At 62.7% G+C, this 16944-nt stretch carries 12 protein-coding genes; 5 read left to right on the top strand and 7 right to left on the bottom strand.

The window, feature by feature from the left end; genetic code table 11:
* Nucleotides 1-138 precede the first annotated feature (138 nt).
* From JQ629_RS10595 to JQ629_RS10580, 4 genes are all read right to left on the bottom strand, one after another.
* Nucleotides 139-1761 carry an inorganic phosphate transporter gene (locus JQ629_RS10595; protein WP_212412598.1) on the bottom strand — a complete coding sequence of 541 codons (1623 nt, stop codon included), beginning with the start codon at nucleotides 1759-1761 and terminating at the stop codon, nucleotides 139-141.
* Nucleotides 1762-1858: 97 nt separating this feature from the next.
* Complete coding sequence (locus tag JQ629_RS10590; RefSeq protein ID WP_212412597.1) at nucleotides 1859-2137, bottom strand: GNAT family N-acetyltransferase; 279 nt, start codon at nucleotides 2135-2137, stop codon at nucleotides 1859-1861.
* 603 nt (nucleotides 2138-2740) lie between these two features.
* A complete protein-coding gene (locus tag JQ629_RS10585; RefSeq protein WP_212412596.1) occupies nucleotides 2741-4177 on the bottom strand; it encodes a UdgX family uracil-DNA binding protein in 1437 nt (478 codons plus the stop codon).
* A gap of 104 nt (nucleotides 4178-4281) precedes the next feature.
* Complete coding sequence (locus tag JQ629_RS10580) at nucleotides 4282-5529, bottom strand: putative DNA modification/repair radical SAM protein (RefSeq protein ID WP_212412595.1); 1248 nt, start codon at nucleotides 5527-5529, stop codon at nucleotides 4282-4284.
* A 161-nt stretch (nucleotides 5530-5690) separates the two neighbouring features.
* Between JQ629_RS10580 and JQ629_RS10575 the strand changes: the two genes are divergently transcribed.
* The 5 genes from JQ629_RS10575 (at nucleotide 5691) to JQ629_RS10555 (ending at nucleotide 13529) form a co-directional block, all read left to right on the top strand.
* On the top strand, nucleotides 5691-6485 hold the full coding sequence (locus tag JQ629_RS10575; protein ID WP_212412594.1) for an ImuA family protein: 795 nt from the start codon (nucleotides 5691-5693) through the stop codon (nucleotides 6483-6485).
* Nucleotides 6376-8091 (top strand): Y-family DNA polymerase, encoded by a 1716-nt coding sequence (locus JQ629_RS10570; RefSeq protein ID WP_502752748.1) that lies wholly within the window; start codon nucleotides 6376-6378, stop codon nucleotides 8089-8091. The genes JQ629_RS10575 and JQ629_RS10570 overlap by 110 nt, the downstream gene beginning before the upstream one ends.
* Nucleotides 8088-11534: an error-prone DNA polymerase gene (locus JQ629_RS10565; protein ID WP_212412593.1), complete on the top strand. Its 3447-nt coding sequence runs from the start codon at nucleotides 8088-8090 to the stop codon at nucleotides 11532-11534. The genes JQ629_RS10570 and JQ629_RS10565 overlap by 4 nt, the downstream gene beginning before the upstream one ends.
* Nucleotides 11535-11900: 366 nt before the next feature.
* Nucleotides 11901-13004 (top strand): helix-turn-helix transcriptional regulator, encoded by a 1104-nt coding sequence (locus JQ629_RS10560; protein WP_212412592.1) that lies wholly within the window; start codon nucleotides 11901-11903, stop codon nucleotides 13002-13004.
* 72 nt (nucleotides 13005-13076) lie between these two features.
* Nucleotides 13077-13529 carry a hypothetical protein gene (locus JQ629_RS10555; protein WP_212412591.1) on the top strand — a complete coding sequence of 151 codons (453 nt, stop codon included), beginning with the start codon at nucleotides 13077-13079 and terminating at the stop codon, nucleotides 13527-13529.
* Between the two features lie 272 nt (nucleotides 13530-13801).
* Here JQ629_RS10555 and JQ629_RS10550 read toward each other — a convergent pair whose 3' ends face one another.
* The 3 genes from JQ629_RS10550 to JQ629_RS10540 form a co-directional block, all read right to left on the bottom strand.
* Nucleotides 13802-13984: a hypothetical protein gene (locus tag JQ629_RS10550; protein WP_212412590.1), complete on the bottom strand. Its 183-nt coding sequence runs from the start codon at nucleotides 13982-13984 to the stop codon at nucleotides 13802-13804.
* A 121-nt stretch (nucleotides 13985-14105) separates the two neighbouring features.
* Nucleotides 14106-15632 (bottom strand): ABC-F family ATP-binding cassette domain-containing protein, encoded by a 1527-nt coding sequence (locus JQ629_RS10545; RefSeq protein WP_212412589.1) that lies wholly within the window; start codon nucleotides 15630-15632, stop codon nucleotides 14106-14108.
* Between the two features lie 352 nt (nucleotides 15633-15984).
* Nucleotides 15985-16755, bottom strand: a complete 771-nt coding sequence (locus tag JQ629_RS10540) for an SDR family NAD(P)-dependent oxidoreductase (RefSeq protein ID WP_212412588.1) — start codon at nucleotides 16753-16755, stop codon at nucleotides 15985-15987.
* Nucleotides 16756-16944 lie beyond the last annotated feature (189 nt).

Here is a 16944-nt window from a genome sequence, read left to right as displayed (position 1 = left end):
ATCATGCCCGAATTTCCTTTCGTGTTGGTTTAGTCGCAGGGCGATTCAGTCGGCGCTTGGCTCATACGTGAAAAGGCCCGCGCGGTGGCGCGGGCCATTCTGTTGCGTTGCAGCGGAAGAGATCGCCGCGGTCTCTCGTCAGAACACGTACGAGAACATCACGTAGAGGCTGGCCGACAGCATGATCGCGCAGGGCAGCGTCAGCACCCAGGCCATCAGCAGGTTGCGGATGGTGGCTAGCTGCAGGCCGGAGCCGTTGGCCGCCATCGTTCCGGCGACACCAGATGACAACACGTGGGTGGTCGAGACCGGCAGGCCGAAGATGTCGGCGGCGCCGATGGTGCCGGCGGCAACGAGCTCGGCGGAGGCGCCCTGCGCGTAGGTCAGGTGCGTCTTGCCGATCTTCTCGCCGACGGTGATGACGATGCGCTTCCAGCCGATCATGGTGCCGAGGCCGAGCGCTATCGCCACCGCGATCTTCACCCAGGTCGGGATGAACTTGGTGGCGCTGTCGAGCGAGCCCTTGTAGGCCTTGAGGGTCTCGACCTCTTCCTTGTTCAGTTCGTTTTCCTTGTCCTTCATCAGGAAGCGGATCGCTTCCGAGGTCAGGTACATGTCGTTACGGGTGTTGCCGACGGCTTCGGCCGGTACCTTGTTCAGCGAGCCGTATTTCTGCACTTGGTCGCCGACGTCCTTCACCAGCACGGCCAGCGACGGATAGGTGCCTTCGCTGATCTTGCGCGCGGCGACATACTGCGTCACCGCCGGGCGGGGGTCGCCGATGATGCTGTGGCCGGCGCCCTTGGCGGCGACCACCTTGGAGGCCGCCTCGGAGGTCTTCTGGAACTGGGCGATCTGCGATTCCGGCAGCGCGCGGTTCAGCGCGTAGGCGGTCGGCACGGTGCCGATCAGGATCAGCATGATCAGGCCCATGCCCTTCTGGCCGTCGTTCGAACCATGCGCGAAGCTGACGCCGGTGCAGGTGGCGATCAGGATGCTGCGGATCCACAGCGGCGGCGGCTTGTTGGCTTCCGGCGCTGCGTACAGCGCCGGGTTGCGCACGACAAACTTCAGGACCAGCAGCAGGATGGCCGCCATGCAGAAGCCGAACAGCGGCGACAGCAGCAACGCGTAGCCGATTTCGGTCGCCTTGGTCCAGTCGACGCCCGAGGTGCCGTCGCGGCCGCGCATGACAGCGTTGGCGATGCCGACGCCGATGATCGAGCCGATCAGGGTGTGCGAAGAGGAAGCCGGCAGGCCCAGCCACCAGGTGCCGAGGTTCCAAACGATCGCGGCGATCAGCAGCGCGAAAACCATCGCAAAGCCGGCGCCGCTCCCGACCTGGAGGATCAGCTCGACCGGCAGCAGCGAAACGATGCCGAACGCCACCGCGCCCGAGGACAGCAGCACGCCGAGGAAGTTGAAGAAGCCCGACCACATCACGGCGAATTCGGCCGGCAGCGAGTGGGTGTAGATCACGGTCGCGACCGCATTGGCGGTGTCGTGGAAGCCGTTGACGAACTCAAAACCGAGCGCGATCACGAGCGCGACCAGCAGCAGGATATAGGGCAGGTAGGTCGTCACCTTGGCGCCGGTGGCTTCGACGTCGACATAGATGCTGTACATCACGAACAGGAACCCGGCCGCGAGAATGCCGAAGAACAGGATCATCGTGAGCGGGTTGAACCCCTTGTCGAGATTGGGCCTGGAAGCCGGCTGGATCGGTGCTCCCATCGATGAATTGAGTGTCATATCAGTCATGGCAAACCCCCTGAAATACTAACGGCGGTTAATCTTTTGACCGATGGAGTTGAAGGTTAGATGACAGGGGCGGCGTCCACGCGTGCGTGCCGGTATGTCAGGGGCGCGCCACCCATTCCCCCCGGAGCATGGACATCAGGCGCATCGACCGGAAGGCTCCGTCGGGGTCCCGGTGCAGATCGCGAACCACGCCTTCCTCGACGAACCCGGTTTTGAGGTAAGTCCGGTAGGCCCGTTCATTCTCAACGAATACAAAGAGTTCGACGCGATGCGCCGCCAGATCTTCGAAGCAGATCTGCAGGACCGCGATCGCAGCAGGCCCGATCCGACGCCGCAGCCGGGGGTTCCAACCGCGATGCGCCTGAGCCGAACGCATTGGTTGGCGCTTCCGATGCCTTGTAAAATGGCAAATCCGGCAATCTCCGTTCCACCGCACGCGATCAGGTATCGGGAAGACGGGTTTTCGATTTCAGCGGCGTGTTGTTCGGCGTCCCATCGGCCGACCAGACGCATATAACCTTCCACGCGTTCGATGCGTATGATGGCGGGGATGTCAGATTTATTCGCGGCTTGAATCTGCACGACGCCAGTTTGGCGTTGCCGTGCCTGCCGGGCAATGCTCAAGACGAGAAGCCGCAAGCAAGGGTCGATCGCCGTAAGGGATGATGGCCAAGATGATGGCAAAGACAGGTCGCGCGCTGCACGGCACCGGGGCTAGAGGAAACCGCACAGCGCGCCGACCCCATGGGAACGTCATGGCGTGAACAGGACGTCCCAACCCCTCCCCAAGAGAATGAGATAGTATCATCAATCAATTGAAGGTTGTACATCTATTTGTCAGTTTTCGAGGGGACGGTAACGGGAATTTACGGTTCCCCTATAGCCAGTTCCGATTGAATCGGAACTGGCTATAGATCTTGGTTTGACGCGTTTTCTTGACGCGAACCGGTATCCACTTCGCTTTGGGATGCGCGAAAACTCAGGCAGCGTGCGCCGATTTTCGCAGCAAGGCTGCCGCGATTTTGAGATCGGCCACGAAGCGCTGATATTCCCGCGCCTTGGCGTCGGCGTCCGGCAGCCGCAGCAAATAGGACGGATGCACGGTGACAAGAGCCGTCGCGCCGTCCTCGAGATCAATCAGGCGTCCGCGGCTTTTGTTAACAGGCGTGGTTTTGCCGAACACGCTCTGCGCTGCGGTAGCACCCATCGCCACAACCAAGACAGGCTTGATGGCGGCGCGTTCGCGTTCGTACCATTGCCGGCAAGCCTTGATCTCAGCTGTGTTCGGCTTCTGGTGCAGGCGGATTTTCCCGCGCGGCACAAACTTGAAATGCTTCACGGCATTGGTGACGTAGACTTTTGAACGGTCGATGCCGGCCTCATCCAGTGCACGATCCAGCATTTGGCCGGCCGGTCCGACGAACGGCTTGCCCGCGAGGTCTTCCTTGTCGCCGGGCTGTTCGCCGACCAGCATGACCTGGGCATTCTGTGGGCCTTCGCCGAACACGGTCTGGGTGGCGTCCTTCCAGAGCGGGCAGGCGCGGCAATCCGCGGCTTCTTCCCGCAGGGTTTCGATGTCGTCGGCTGCCTGTTTGCGTTTCATCGGCGGTTTCTGCCGCTTCTGCGATTTATGCGGTTCGGTTGCCGCATGCGCGATCATCGCGCAGGCAGTGCGTTCGGCACTCTCGATCAGAGGCTTAATCAACGAGGCCTCCGGCAGGTTCCGCCAATATCGCTTCGGCATTTCGGTCTGCATGGCCTTCACCTTCAGCCGGGCGGGATTGAAGATGCTGGCGTAGTAACGCCGCCAGGTTTCCTCCAGCCGATCCTCGGTCGGCGCCTCGGCCTTGGCTACCCCCGGCGTGATCGAAACGGCATGGCCATCCCAATGCGCGCAGACGTCAGGCGTCAGGATCGACCAGGGCATGTCGGCAAAGCGCCGGGCGAAGAACGGCGCGGCCAGCTCCACGATATGATGCTCCGGCTCGAACCAGGCGACGAAATGCGATTTCTGCTCGCGCCCGATTTCACGGAAGCGCACAAAAGCGTGCATCTTGTGCTCGTCGCGGTGCACGGCCTTTGCCATCGCCGCGACCTCAGCCACGTCAGGATCGGTCGCAACGACAAGCAGGTCGTGGTTGCCGCGTAGCCGCCACAGCAGGCGATAGAGGATAGCAAAGCGTTCGCTATTGCGATGCAGGATCGCGGCTTTCACCAGCTCGACGAATTTGGCCGGGACGTTGAAAGTCGCATTTGGCGGGTCGGGCAGTGGGGTGGTCGATTCAAACAATTCAGGCGCGTCGCCTTGCACCCGCCATGTCACGTCGGCCGGGCTCACGTCATTCAGCACCAGCGTCCGTGCCGCTTTGCGCCAGCCGTCAAAATCGGTTTCGCTGTCGAGGGTGATGGTGTGCATATCTCTCCTCCTCGTCATTGCGAGCGAAGCGAAGCAATCCACGTCTCCGCTTGCCGAGATATGGATTGCTTCGTCGCGTTCGCTCCTCGCAATGACGGTTGTGGCTAAAACCCAAACCCCAATTGCGTCGCCTTCGGCCTGAATCGTTCCGCCAGCTTCGCTCCGTCGAGCAGATGCGGTGAGGGGCGGTGATCGCTGAGAACGATGAACGGCAGCGCCTTATTCCTCGGGATGTGCAGCCGGGCGAGATCGGCCGCACGGATCGATGTGACGCGGCGCGAGGCGATGATGCGATCGACGGCCTTGCGGCCGAAGCCCGGCACGCGCAGCAGGTCCTCGCGGCTGGCCCGGTTCACATCGAGCGGAAACCGGTCGCGGTGCCGCAGTGCCCAGGCAAGTTTCGGATCAATATCGAGCGACAGCATGCCGGCGCTCTCGTCGACGATCTCGCCGACGTCGAAGCCATAAAACCGCATCAGCCAGTCGGCCTGATAAAGCCGGTGCTCGCGGACCAGCGGAGGAGCCGATAGCGGCAACGCGCGGCTGGCATCCGGGATCGGGCTGAAGGCGGAATAATAGACGCGCTTGAGTTTGTAGGAGCCATAGAGATTGGCGCTGGTATGGAGAATGGTTTTGTCGTCGGCCGCATCCGCACCGATGATCATCTGCGTGCTCTGGCCGGCCGGAGCGAAGCGCGGCGGCTTTGCCTTTGTTACGGTCTTGTTGTTGTTATTGTTGTCCTGCGCTTCATCGAGCTTGAGCCGCAATCGGCCCATGGTGCGGCGGATCGCGCGCACGTCCTTTTCCGGCGCGAGTTTAGCGAGGCTGGCTTCCTCAGGCACTTCGATGTTGATGCTGAGCCGGTCGGCATATCTGCCGGCCTCGGTGATCAGCGCATCATCGGCTTCCGGAATGGTTTTCAGATGGATGTAGCCGCGGAAGTGATGCTCCTCGCGCAGTTTTCGCGCGACCGACACCACTTGCTCCATGGTGTAGTCGGCACTGCGGATGATGCCGGAGGAGAGAAACAGGCCTTCGATGTAATTGCGGCGATAGAAGTCGATCGTCAGCTTCACGACCTCGTCGACGGTGAAGCGTGCCCGCGGAACGTTCGAAGAAGTGCGGTTGACGCAATAAAGGCAATCGTAATTGCAGGCATTGGTGAGCAGGACTTTGAGTAGCGAGATGCAGCGGCCGTCCGGCGCGTAGGAATGGCAGATGCCCATGCCGGGCGCGGTCGAGCCGAGGCCCTTGCCGTCGCGGGAATCCCGCTTCTCGGTGCCGCTGGAGGCGCAGGAAGCGTCGTATTTGGCGGCATCGGCCAGGATTTCCAGCTTGCGTTGCACGTCCATCCTTGAATCCCTTTGATTCCGCTTATGAATCGCCCCAGTAGTAATCCCGATTGACTCTGCCGGGCCTGTTAGCTTTATATTAGAACATATCATGAACAAATGAGCCAGCAGCGGGTTCATTTCAAAACCAGCAATGGCCCACAATTTCCAAGGAGCGGCGCATGACCGGCGCGCGCATGAGCACGCTTGCGCGTTTGCGCGGCCGCATCGAGCGCATCGAGGCGGGCGCGGATACGCACGCGCTTCACAAAGTGGCGCTCGGCCATGCCGAGGCCGATGCGACGCTGTGCGGCGGCCTTGCCCGCGCCGCGGTGCATGAAGTCTTTGCCGAAGGACATCAGGGTGCGGCGGCGACGGGATTCATCGCGGGCCTTGCGGGACGGGTGACATCGCGCCGGCCGCTGGTCTGGGTTCGGCAGGATTTTTCGGAAATCGAATCCGGCGCGCTGTCGATGAGCGGGCTCGCCGAACTCGGCCTCGATCCGCGGCTGCTGGTAACCGTGCGCGCCGCCGATGCCGACGCCGCGTTGCGGACCGCCGCCGACGCGCTGGCCTGCGATGCGCTGGGCGCCGTGGTGCTGGAAGTCTGGGGCGAGCCGCGCCAGCTCGATCTCGTCGCCAGCCGCAAACTGACTTTGGCAGCGCAGGCCTCCGGCGTCACCGCATTGCTGCTGCGGCTCGCGGCGACGCCGCAGCCCTCGACCGCGGAGACAAGATGGATCGTGCGCGCGGCGCATTCGCCGCCATCAGCACCCTGGCATGCGTGGGGCGCGCCGGTGTTCGACGCCGAGCTCGTTCGTAACCGTCATGGCCCGGTTGGGCGGTGGATCATGGAATGGAAATGTGATGAGTGCCTTTTCAGCGAACCGGCGGCGAATCCTCAGCCTGTGGCTGCCACGCCTGCCCATCGACCGCATCAAGCGCCAGCTTACGCAGGGCAGCGTCGCGCGAGTTGAAAATAATTTTCACCACGCGGATGCTGCGCCGCCCCCTCTCCCGCTTGCGGGGGAGGGTCGGGGCGGGGGTGTCTCCGCGAGTCATGCTGTTCGTGTGTCCCCGCGAGCGGGAGAGGTGCCAGCCCCCACCGTCGTCGTCGCCAAGCAAAACAACGCGCTGCAGATCTATGCGCTCGACGATCTCGCGGCGCGCTCCGGCCTCGAGATCGGCCTGCCGCTCGCCAATGCCCGGGCGATCTGTCCGGAATTGACGGTGTTCGATGCCGATCCGGTTTCGGACGCCAAGACGCTTGGCGATATCGCCGACTGGTGCGATCGCTTCACGCCGCTGGTGGCGCTTGATCCCCCGCACGGGCTGTATCTCGACATCACCGGCTGCGCCCATCTGTTCGGCGGCGAGCGCGTGCTGCTGCAGACCCTGTGCGGCGCGCTGACCCGCAGGGGTTTTGTCGTCAGCGCTGATATCGCCGGCACCTCGATCTGCGCCCGTACGATGACGCGCCATGCGTCAGGGAAAATCATTGCCGATGGGGGGGAGGCCGACGCCGTCGCTCCGCTGCCGGTCTCGGCGCTCGGCGCCGATGCCGCCATCACCAGCGGCCTGCGCCGCGCCGGGCTGAAAACCATTGGCGACGTCGCCGCGCGCGGGCGCCACGAGATCACGGCGCGATTTGGCGCCGGCTTCACGACTTTGCTCGAACATGCGCTGGGGCAGGGCGATGCGCCGATCAGCCCGCGAAAACCCTTGCCGGATTACATCGTCGAAAAACGCTTTCCCGAACCTGTCGCGACCGACACCGTGATCGCGATCAACCTGTCCTCGCTCGCAGGCATGCTGGTCACCGCGATGGACAAGCAAGGCAAGGGCGCGCGGCGGTTGGAGGCGAGTTTCTTCCGCACCGACGGCGCGGTGCGCAACATTACGGTCGATACCGGCCGTCCGGTGACCAGGCCTGAGGTGATCGACCGGCTGTTTCGCGAGCGGCTCGATGCCTTGAGCGATCCGCTCGATCCCGGCTTCGGCTTTGACCTGATACGCCTGTCCGCCAGCCGCACCGAAATCGTGGTGCAGCAGCAGCGCGATCTCGACGCCAATGTCCATGACAATGACGAACTGGCCGCCCTGATCGACCGCATCGCGGCGCGGATCGGGGGAAAGCGGGTCGTCGTGCATCTGCCGCAGGACACCCATATCCCGGAACGCGCGGTGCTGTCGGTATCAGCGCAGCATCATCTGGCGGCCGCGACGCAAGCCGCCTGGCCGGAGCGGATCGAAAGCGAGCCGCCATTGCGGCCGCTGCGGCTGTTCGAAAGACCTGAGCCCATCAACGTGCCGTTTGCATCCGTGCCCGACGGGCCGCCGCATCAATTTACCTGGCGGCGCGTCACCCATGCGGTGGTGCGGGTGGAAGGCCCCGAACGCATCGCGATGGAATGGTGGAAGCAGAATGGCGAGGCGCTGACGCGGGATTATTTCCGCATCGAGGACGCGGAAGGGCTGCGGTTCTGGATTTTTCGCGATGGGCTTTATGAGGGCGAACTCAAAAGCGATGCGGAGGGCGAGCCTGTGCTGCCGAAATGGTTCGTGCACGGGCTGTTCGCATGAATAACCCCGGTGCGCCAGCACCTGCCTATGCCGAGATCGGCATCACCACGAACTTCTCCTTCCTGCGCGGCGGATCCGATCCGCGCGCCTATGTGCAGGAGGCGAGCCGGCTTGGTATTCCCGTGATCGGGATCGCCGATCACAACACGCTGGCCGGCGTGGTGCGCGCCTGGAAGGAGCTCGACAACCCGGAACTTCTACACAAGCCAAAGCTTCTGATCGGTTCGCGCCTCGTCTTCATGGACGGCACGCCGAATATTTTTGTTTATCCGTGCGACCGTGCTGCCTATGGCCGGCTATGCCAACTGCTTACCCGCGGCAAACGCGGCGGCGATGCCGAGCGGATCGCCAAGGGCGAGTGTCATCTGAAACTGGATGACCTCCTGGAATTTTCCGAGGGCCAGCTCTTGGTGCTGACGCTGCCGCATCGTTTCGATTCGGCCGGCACCTTGAAAATCCTGGACCGCCTGAAGGATAGCCGCGCCGATGGCGTGTGGCTGGCCGCAAGCCTCCTGTACCGTGGCGACGACCGCCGCCGGCTGGCGCGGCTGCATCTGGTATCGCTGACATCAAAGGTGCCGCTGCTGGCGACCAACGAGGTGCTGTACCACGATGCCGCCCGCCGCCCGCTGCAGGACGTGCTGACCTGCATCCGCGAGAAGACGACCATTGATGCCGTCGGCAAGCGGCTCGAGGCCAATGCGGAACGCTATCTCAAGCCGCCGCATGAAATGGCGCGGCTGTTTCGCGATCTGCCGGACGCGATCGCGGAAACCATGCGCTTTGCCGGCCGCATCAATTTCTCGCTCGACCAGCTCAAATACCAATATCCGGACGAGCCGGTGCCGCCGGGCAAGACCGCGCAGCAGCATCTGGAAGACCTGACATGGCAGGGTGTCGACCGTTATTTTGGTGAAGAGATCGATGACACGCTTCGCGCCACCTTGCGCAAGGAGCTGGCGCTGATCGCCGAGCTCAACTACGCGCATTATTTCCTCACCGTGCACGACATCGTCCATTATGCGCGCAGCCAGAACATCCTTTGTCAGGGCCGGGGATCGGCGGCGAATTCGGCGGTCTGCTATGTGCTTGGGATCACCTCGGTCGATCCGACCAAGGTCGATTTGCTGTTCGAGCGGTTCATTTCCAAGGAACGGCTGGAGCCGCCCGACATCGACGTCGACTTCGAGCACTCGCGGCGCGAAGAGGTGATGCAATATGTCTACCGGCGCTACGGCCGCCACCGCGCCGCGATCATTGCCACCGTCATCCATTACCGGCCGCGCAGCGCGATCCGCGATGTCGGCAAGGCGCTGGGGCTGACGGAGGACGTCACCGCGGCTCTGGCCGATACGGTGTGGGGCAGCTGGGGCAAGGGCCTCAACGAGATGCAGGTCCGGCAGGCCGGGCTCGACCCCAAAAATACGATGATCGAGCTCGCGGTGGCGCTTGCTGCCGAACTGATCGAATTCCCCCGGCATTTGTCGCAGCATGTCGGCGGCTATGTGCTGACGCAGGATCGGCTCGATACTTACGTGCCGATCGGCAACGCTGCGATGGACGACCGCACCTTCATCGAATGGGACAAGGACGACGTCGACGCGCTGCACATGATGAAGGTCGACGTGCTGGCGCTGGGCATGCTGACCTGCATCCGCAAATGCTTTGATCTCATCGCGGATCACAAGGGTGAGCGATACGAGCTGGCCGATATCAAATCGGAGGACGACGACGAAGTTTATCAAATGCTGCAGAGGGGTGAATCGCTCGGCGTGTTCCAGGTCGAAAGCCGCGCGCAGATGAACATGCTGCCGCGCCTGAAGCCGCGGACCTTCTACGATCTCGTCATCGAGGTCGCGATCGTGCGGCCCGGCCCGATCCAGGGCGACATGGTGCATCCCTATCTCAAGCGCCGCAAAATGCGGCCTGAGGATATCGAATATCCCTATCCGAAGGGCGGCAACAAGGATGAGTTGCGCAACGTCCTGCATAAAACATTGGGCGTACCCTTGTTCCAGGAACAGGCGATGCGTATCGCGATCGAGGCGGCGGAATTTACCTCCGAGGAAGCCAACGGATTGCGCCGCGCCATGGCAACGTTCCGCAATCTCGGAACCATCGGCAAGTTCGAAGCCAAGATGGTCGGCAACATGATCCGCCGCGGCTACGATCCCGAATTCGCCAATAATTGCTTCAACCAGATCAAGGGTTTTGGCTCTTACGGTTTTCCGGAAAGCCATGCCGCGAGTTTTGCGCAGCTCGTCTATGTCTCGTCATGGCTCAAGCATTACCATCCCGACGCGTTCTGCTGCGGGCTCTTGAACTCGCAGCCGATGGGCTTTTACGCGCCTGCGCAGATCGTCGGCGACGCCCGCAAGAACGGCGTCGAGGTGCGCGGGATCGACGTGTCGCACAGCTTTGCGCAGAACACGCTGGAAGAGGGCGAAGGAAAATATTGCGCCGTGCGGCTCGGGTTCAGGCAGATCGATGGTTTCAAATGGGCCGATCCGGATGAGGAGGGGTTGAAGGCCTCTCAGCTGTCGTTCCGGGGCACGCGAAGCGTGAACCCGGAACCTCGAGATTCCGGGTTCGCTGCTATCGCAGCGCCCCGGAATGACGGTGGGACCGACGACTGGGCCGACCGCATCATCGCCGCCCGCGCGCGCCGCCCTTTCACCTCGCTGGAGGAGTTCGCCCGCGACACGGCACTGCCAAAACGCGCGCTGATCCTGCTGGCGGATGCCGATGCGTTCCGCTCCATCGGGCTCGATCGCCGCGCCGCGCTGTGGGCGGTGCGCCGGCTGCCGGACGATGTGCCGCTGCCGCTGTTCGAGATAGCGGTGGCGCGCGAGCAGCCCGACGAAAACGCCAAACCGCTGCCTGACATGCCGCTGCCGGAGCAGGTGGTCGCCGACTACCAGACCATCCGGCTGTCGCTGAAGGGCCATCCGATGGAATTTTTGCGCGCGAAGTTTTCAAAGGAGCGCATCGTGCCTTGCGAACATATCGCGCATCGCAACGACCGGCGTCATGTCCGCTGCGCCGGCGTGGTGCTGGTGCGGCAGCGTCCGGGCAGCGCCAAGGGCGTCGTCTTCATGACGCTGGAGGATGAAACCGGGATCGCCAACATCGTGGTGTGGCCGGCGGTGATGGAAAAGTACCGCAAGGAAGTGATGGGCGCGCGCCTGATCCTGGTCGAGGGCTACATCCAGAGCAGTCCGGAACACGTGACGCATCTGGTCGCGCAGCGGCTGTTCGACCGCTCGCACGATCTGATCGGTCTGGCCAACGATGCACTCAGCCGCAAGCATCCGGTGCCGGCGGGCCCTGCGCTGATCGAGCCGCTCAACGACGACCGCCGCGACCACCCCGAGACATCGGCGCAAAAGATCCGCCATCCGCGCAACGTCCGCATCCTGCCACCGTCGCGGGATTTTCATTGAGGTGCGGAGCCATGACACCCTTAAAAAGGCACGCCTTAAAAAGGCACGCCTTAAAACGGCATGCCGCAAAAATAAAATGGCCGCTGGAGATGAATCCAGCGGCCGCCCGGGAAGAACAAAATTGATTGTTTAAGAATCCTCTAGCCCCCGGTGACCTTAATTTTAGCCGACGCGATGCGATGCTTCGAGTCAAAATTGGCCGACCTGCTGCAGAAGCGCTGGTAACGTTACCTGCCGGTCTCACCCAAATGGGGGTGGCGTTGGAGGGGTCCTTGTCGGAACCTGCAGCAGCGCAGAATCGGGTCGGTGGAACTCGTCTTGCACGCCGGTTTCGAAGCACGTGGCGGAAGTGGCATAGGCTGACCAATGGGGACGAAGGTGGACGTTGGCCGGTTGCAGTCGATCAGCAACCGGCTGGGCGATGCAGTGATCGATCCTGCGATGTGGCCTGCCTTGATGCAGGACATTTGCAGCGCCAGCAACTCAGCGTCGGCATGCCTGCTGCAAAGCGACGTCCGGACGCCCGACGTGCCGATGACGGAGTCCGGGCGGGAATTTTTCAAATCCTATTTCGACAATCGCTTCCACGAAAACGACATCCGCGCGGCGCGCGCCGTGCCGCTGTTGCTCGCGGGCCGTCAGATCGTCAGCGACCAGGACATCTTCAGCTCCGAAACCGAAATGCTTCGTGATCCGCTTTACGCGCATGCGAACAATTTCGGGCTGCGCTGGTTCGCGGCCGTGGGATTTTTTGCAGGCTCCGCGTTGTGGGGTTTTTCCATCCAACGCACGATCGGTGAGGGAGCTTTTGAAGAATCCGAAAAGGCGGCGCTTGCCGCCCTGTCCCAGCGATTGACCGAGACCGCCACGCTTTCCACCGCGGTAGGTAGGGGCGTGCTGTCCGGCATCACCAATGCACTGGCCTTCATCAAGCGCGCCGCGATCGCGCTCGACCGGTTCGGATCGGTCATCGACATCAATCCGTCTGCGGAAGCCGCCCTTGGCGGCGATATAAGGATCATCGGGCAGCGCCTCGTCATATCAGACAGGCGGGCCCAAGCGACCTTCAATAATTTCCTCGATCGGCTGAGAACCGCCTCCGACGTCGATGCGCTCGGCGTCGCGCCCATCGTGGTCCGCCGCGCCGGCAAGCCGCCGATCGTCGTCCGTGTGCTGCCGGTCGACGGCGCGGCGCGCAGTCCGTTTCTCGGGGCCCGCGCCATTCTCATCCTCTCCGGCTTCGATGAAGGCGAGGCCGAACAGTTGGCGATGCTGCGCCAGGCCTTCCACCTGACGCCATCGGAGGCGCGCATTACCCTGTGTCTGGCCGGCGGCAAGTCGCTGGAAGAAGTCGCGCAGGAAATGGCAATAGCGCATGAAACCGCGCGGTCGCATCTGAAGGCAATCTTCCGCAAGACCGAGACCCACCGGCAAGGCGAGCTGATTGCGCTGGTCAGCCGCCTGCGATAAGGCGTTGACCACACGCCGCCTGCGAAAAGGCCGAATGGGGGTTTCATGATGGCTCGATTGGCCGCGCCGGCCATGCTGGTTCTGATCGCCACCACCTTGGCCGCGTATGCCCAGCCCGCTGACAAGCGAACATGGCGGCTCCGGACCGTGGATGGCCAATCCATGCTGTCCTACGGCACAGACAACGCCGAAGACACGCCGATCACGTTCCGTTGCAAACCGGGCCAGGGCGTCGTGAAGGTCTTCATCAACGAGACCGGCAACGGCGTGAAGCCGCGCCAGGCGATGTCGGCGTCGCTGATCGCCGGGAGCGTCACCGCGAAACTGCAGGGACGGACGCTTGTGAACGAGGAAGCCGGCACGCCGAGCTTCGATGGCTCGCTTCCGGGCAGCGATCTGCTGTTCCCGGCGCTGCGGCAGGCGAAGTCGCTGGTGATGGTGGTGGGGCCTTCGCGCCAGCAGGTCCCGCTTCGCGAACTCGGCGACAAGGCGGACAAGTTCGAGGGCCTGAGTCGGAAGCGCTAGACCATGATCAGTTTAGGTTGAAGCGGCCCACTCGCATCCTATCGCGTCATCCTGAGGTGCGCGCTCTTGCGCGCCTCGAAGGATGAGAAGCGCCCGTGGCCCATCCTTCGAGGCTCGCTCCGCTCGCGCCTCAGGATGACGTGTCCCGATTCGGTTCAAAATCATCGTGCTTTAGTGAAAAAGGCCGCCAGGCGAGGCGGCCTCATTCGTGACCGGTGGAACATGGCGGCCCGTCGCCGCCGAGACCAAAATCTTGCGCAAATCGAGAAGTGTTAGTGGTAGGTGCCGAGCGTCGGCCGGGTCCAGATGTCCTGCATGATCCATCCGCCAACGGCGCGCTCCGCAAGCATCTTCGCAAGCCTGGAGTCCATCGCGCCGCCCACCACGATATCGAGCTGCGCGTCGTCGATCAGGGCCGACTGGTCGTTGCGATCTGAATTCCTGGACTTGGTCATTGCCGTCTCCCGTTTTCCCTGCAGCGAGACCATTCCCGCCATCCCTGATGACAGGGATACGACGCGTGCCGGGGCGCCACCGTGACGCATGTCACACAGCACGCGGGGCTATGCCGCGGCGCTAACTCCCTGCACGTACCGCTGCAAACAGCCCTTCCGGTTCCTCCAGTTCGACCAGCTTCTTCTTTTCGATCAGCCAGAAACGATTGCCCACGGTCCGCACGAAGTTGCGGTCATGTGACACCAACAGGCAGCTTGCCTGATGAACCATCAGTTCAGCCTCCAGTGCTTCCTGCCCCTCGATATCCAGATGATTGGTGGGTTCATCGAGCAGATAAAAGTTTGGCTGGGCAAGCCGCAGCAACAGCATGCCCAGACGCGCCTTCTGTCCGCCGGAAAGCAGGCCGATCGGACGTCCCTGCATCTCGATCGAGAGGCCGGCGCCTGCGAGCAACGTGCGCGCACGCTGATCGCCGACATCGAAGCGGCGGATGATCGTGTGTGTCGGAGTGTCGGCATCGGCAAGACCGGCAAGAGCCTGATCGCAATAGCCGAGAACGAGCGACTGCGTGGCCTTGATGCCGGCGTGCACCGCGTCTCGATTTTCGATTGCCGCGCGCAGCATGGCGACGAAGCGGGTCTTGCCTGCCCCGTTCAATCCCAGCAACACGATCCGGTCTCCCTTGCAGATGAACTGCTTGCCGGTCCGAAACAGCAGCCTGCCATCCGGCGTCTCGACCGTGGCGTCGTCCAGCGTCACCATCACCTTGGCGTGGGTTCCGCGATTGGCAAGCCTGATTGTGCCTGCGGATCGTTCGAGATGCCCGGGCTTTGCCGCATCTTCCAGTTTTTCGGCCCGCTGCTTCAACTGCCTGGTCTTTGACAACAGCAGGTCGCTGCCGGAATTGATGCCGATGTTATTGAGCTTCGCAGCCTGCTGGCGCAGCTGTTGGGCCGTCTTGAGGTCATGCTGGTAGCGCCGCTCGTCGGAAGCGTCCACTTCGCGGAGTGCGGCGCGTGCCCGCGTATAGGGCAATGAAAACAGCTGCGACTGCTCCGGCCGCAGGAACAGCGTCCGGTTCGTGGTCGCATCGAGAAAGGCGCGGTCGTGGCTGGATATGACGACGGGCATCTCGCGCGGCAGTGCGTTCAGCCAGTTTTCAAGCTGGCTGATCCTGGTGAGGTCGAGATGGTTGGTCGGCTCGTCGAGCAGCAGCACGTCGGCCTCCGTCATCAGCACGCGCGCAAGCATGGCAAGCCGCTGCCAGCCGCCGCTCAACTGTTTCAGCGGCCTCTGCCGCAACGCCTCGGGCACCCAAAGCGATTCCAGGGCAACATCGACCCGCCAGCGTTCGCTGTGGCGTTGTTCGGCCGAGAGCGCCTCGAGCACGGCTTCATAGAGGGGGGTCTCCATCAGAGCTTCCGGCACGTTCTGCTCGACACAGCCCACCGTCAGCCCGCGCGACCTTGTGATTTCGCCCTCGCTCGCTTCCATGGTGCCGGCCATGCAGCGCAGCAGGGTGGATTTTCCGCGACCGTTGGCGGCGACCAGCCCGATCCGGTCGCCGGGATTGACGACGAGGTTCAGCCGGGAAAACAGCGGCGCGCTCAGCGTCACGCCGAGATTGCGGATCGTAATAAGCGTCATGATCGTTCTCTGGTCTTGCCGGCGATCACGATATCCGGGGCACGCAGCCATCGTCGGATGTCGGTGTCGAAGCGCGGCGATGAATGAGAATGCGGCGGGAGCGCAATAGCGCGCAACGCCGCATGGCCACGAAGGGCAGACCAGGAAGAAGTTCAGAAGTCTCTGGTCAGCCCTGCAAACGCATTTGCAGGGCGTTGACCGGGCCACGCTGGCGATAGTGCCGGAAGAACGTCATCATCGCGCGGCCCTCCTTTCAGGATTGAGTGACGTCAAAATAACGCGCTCCGCACAGGAGAGCAAGTCTCGCCGAGTCAATCGTCAAGTCACCCGGCAACTGGCGGCGGGTAACGTATCAGAAATTCACCCGGTTCGAGATCGCGCCGTCGACGATGAGGTTAGACCCCGTCGTGAATGACGATACCGGGCTTGCGAGGAACACGGCAGCGTTGGCGATTTCCTGCGGCGTCGCCATGCGGCCGGTCGGGTTGCGCGTCAGCGCATCCTGATAGCGCTTCGGCATGTTCTGCTCGATCATGTTCCAGACGCCGCCCTTGAAATAGACCGTGCCGGGCGACACCACGTTGACGCGGATTTTCTTCGAGGCGTATTGCCGCGCCAGGCCCTTGGCCATGTGGACCAGCGCCGCCTTGATCGGACCGTAGGAGCTGGCGTTGTCGGCCTGTGCCGCCGAAACCGACGAAATGATCACAAAGGCGGCGTCGCCGCTCTTCTCGCCGCTCGCTTCGAGGAACGGCCGCGCGGCTTCGAACGCATTGACGGCGCCCAGCACGTCGAGCCGGAAATTCTGCTCCCAGGATGCGACATCGCCACCTTGCGCCATGGCGCCGGCATTGGAGAACAGCATGTCGATGCCGCCGAGTTCGGAAGCTGCGCCGCCGATCCATGATTTCAGTGCCGCCGCGTCGGTGATATCGACGGAAGCGCCGGTGGCCTTGACGCCGCGCGCCTTCAGTTCTGCAACGGCGCTTGCGACCTGATCGGCGTTACGCGCGCAAACCGCGACATTGCCGCCTTCGCCGGCCAGCGTGTCGGCAATCGCCCGCCCAATGCCGCGCGTGCCGCCAAGTATGACCGCGTTTTTTCCCTTCAAGCCCAGATCCATTTTGTTTTTCCTTTGTTGTCTCGCGGGCACTGTAGCAGAACCGCAGGGCAGGCAAAGCGATCCTTACGCAAGACGCGATACATCACAGCGTCCAGGCCCTTCTCGGCGTCGTCGAAGCTTGATTTGGATGTCGCTCTCTCCTCGTCATTGCGAGCGGAGCGAAGCAATCCATATTGCCCCAAGCCGTTC

Origin of the sequence: Bradyrhizobium sp. AUGA SZCCT0222, from assembly GCF_018130205.1 — a bacterium.
In the GTDB taxonomy this organism is placed as follows: domain Bacteria; phylum Pseudomonadota; class Alphaproteobacteria; order Rhizobiales; family Xanthobacteraceae; genus Bradyrhizobium.
This window is presented reverse-complemented; position numbering and strand designations above follow the sequence as displayed.

Excerpts from the sequence above, each read along its gene's own strand:
- JQ629_RS10570 (WP_502752748.1), top strand. The coding sequence starts at position 6,376 with ATGAGTGCCTTTTCAGCGAACCGGCGGCGAATCCTCAGCCTGTGGCTG.
- JQ629_RS10585 (WP_212412596.1), bottom strand. The coding sequence starts at position 4,177 with ATGCACACCATCACCCTCGACAGCGAAACCGATTTTGACGGCTGGCGC.
- JQ629_RS10580 (WP_212412595.1), bottom strand. The coding sequence starts at position 5,529 with ATGGACGTGCAACGCAAGCTGGAAATCCTGGCCGATGCCGCCAAATAC.
- JQ629_RS10590 (WP_212412597.1), bottom strand. The coding sequence starts at position 2,137 with ATGCGTTCGGCTCAGGCGCATCGCGGTTGGAACCCCCGGCTGCGGCGT.
- JQ629_RS10555 (WP_212412591.1), top strand. The coding sequence starts at position 13,077 with ATGCTGGTTCTGATCGCCACCACCTTGGCCGCGTATGCCCAGCCCGCT.
- JQ629_RS10565 (WP_212412593.1), top strand. The coding sequence starts at position 8,088 with ATGAATAACCCCGGTGCGCCAGCACCTGCCTATGCCGAGATCGGCATC.
- JQ629_RS10540 (WP_212412588.1), bottom strand. The coding sequence starts at position 16,755 with ATGGATCTGGGCTTGAAGGGAAAAAACGCGGTCATACTTGGCGGCACG.
- JQ629_RS10545 (WP_212412589.1), bottom strand. The coding sequence starts at position 15,632 with ATGACGCTTATTACGATCCGCAATCTCGGCGTGACGCTGAGCGCGCCG.
- JQ629_RS10560 (WP_212412592.1), top strand. The coding sequence starts at position 11,901 with ATGGGGACGAAGGTGGACGTTGGCCGGTTGCAGTCGATCAGCAACCGG.
- JQ629_RS10550 (WP_212412590.1), bottom strand. The coding sequence starts at position 13,984 with ATGACCAAGTCCAGGAATTCAGATCGCAACGACCAGTCGGCCCTGATC.
- JQ629_RS10595 (WP_212412598.1), bottom strand. The coding sequence starts at position 1,761 with ATGACTGATATGACACTCAATTCATCGATGGGAGCACCGATCCAGCCG.
- JQ629_RS10575 (WP_212412594.1), top strand. The coding sequence starts at position 5,691 with ATGACCGGCGCGCGCATGAGCACGCTTGCGCGTTTGCGCGGCCGCATC.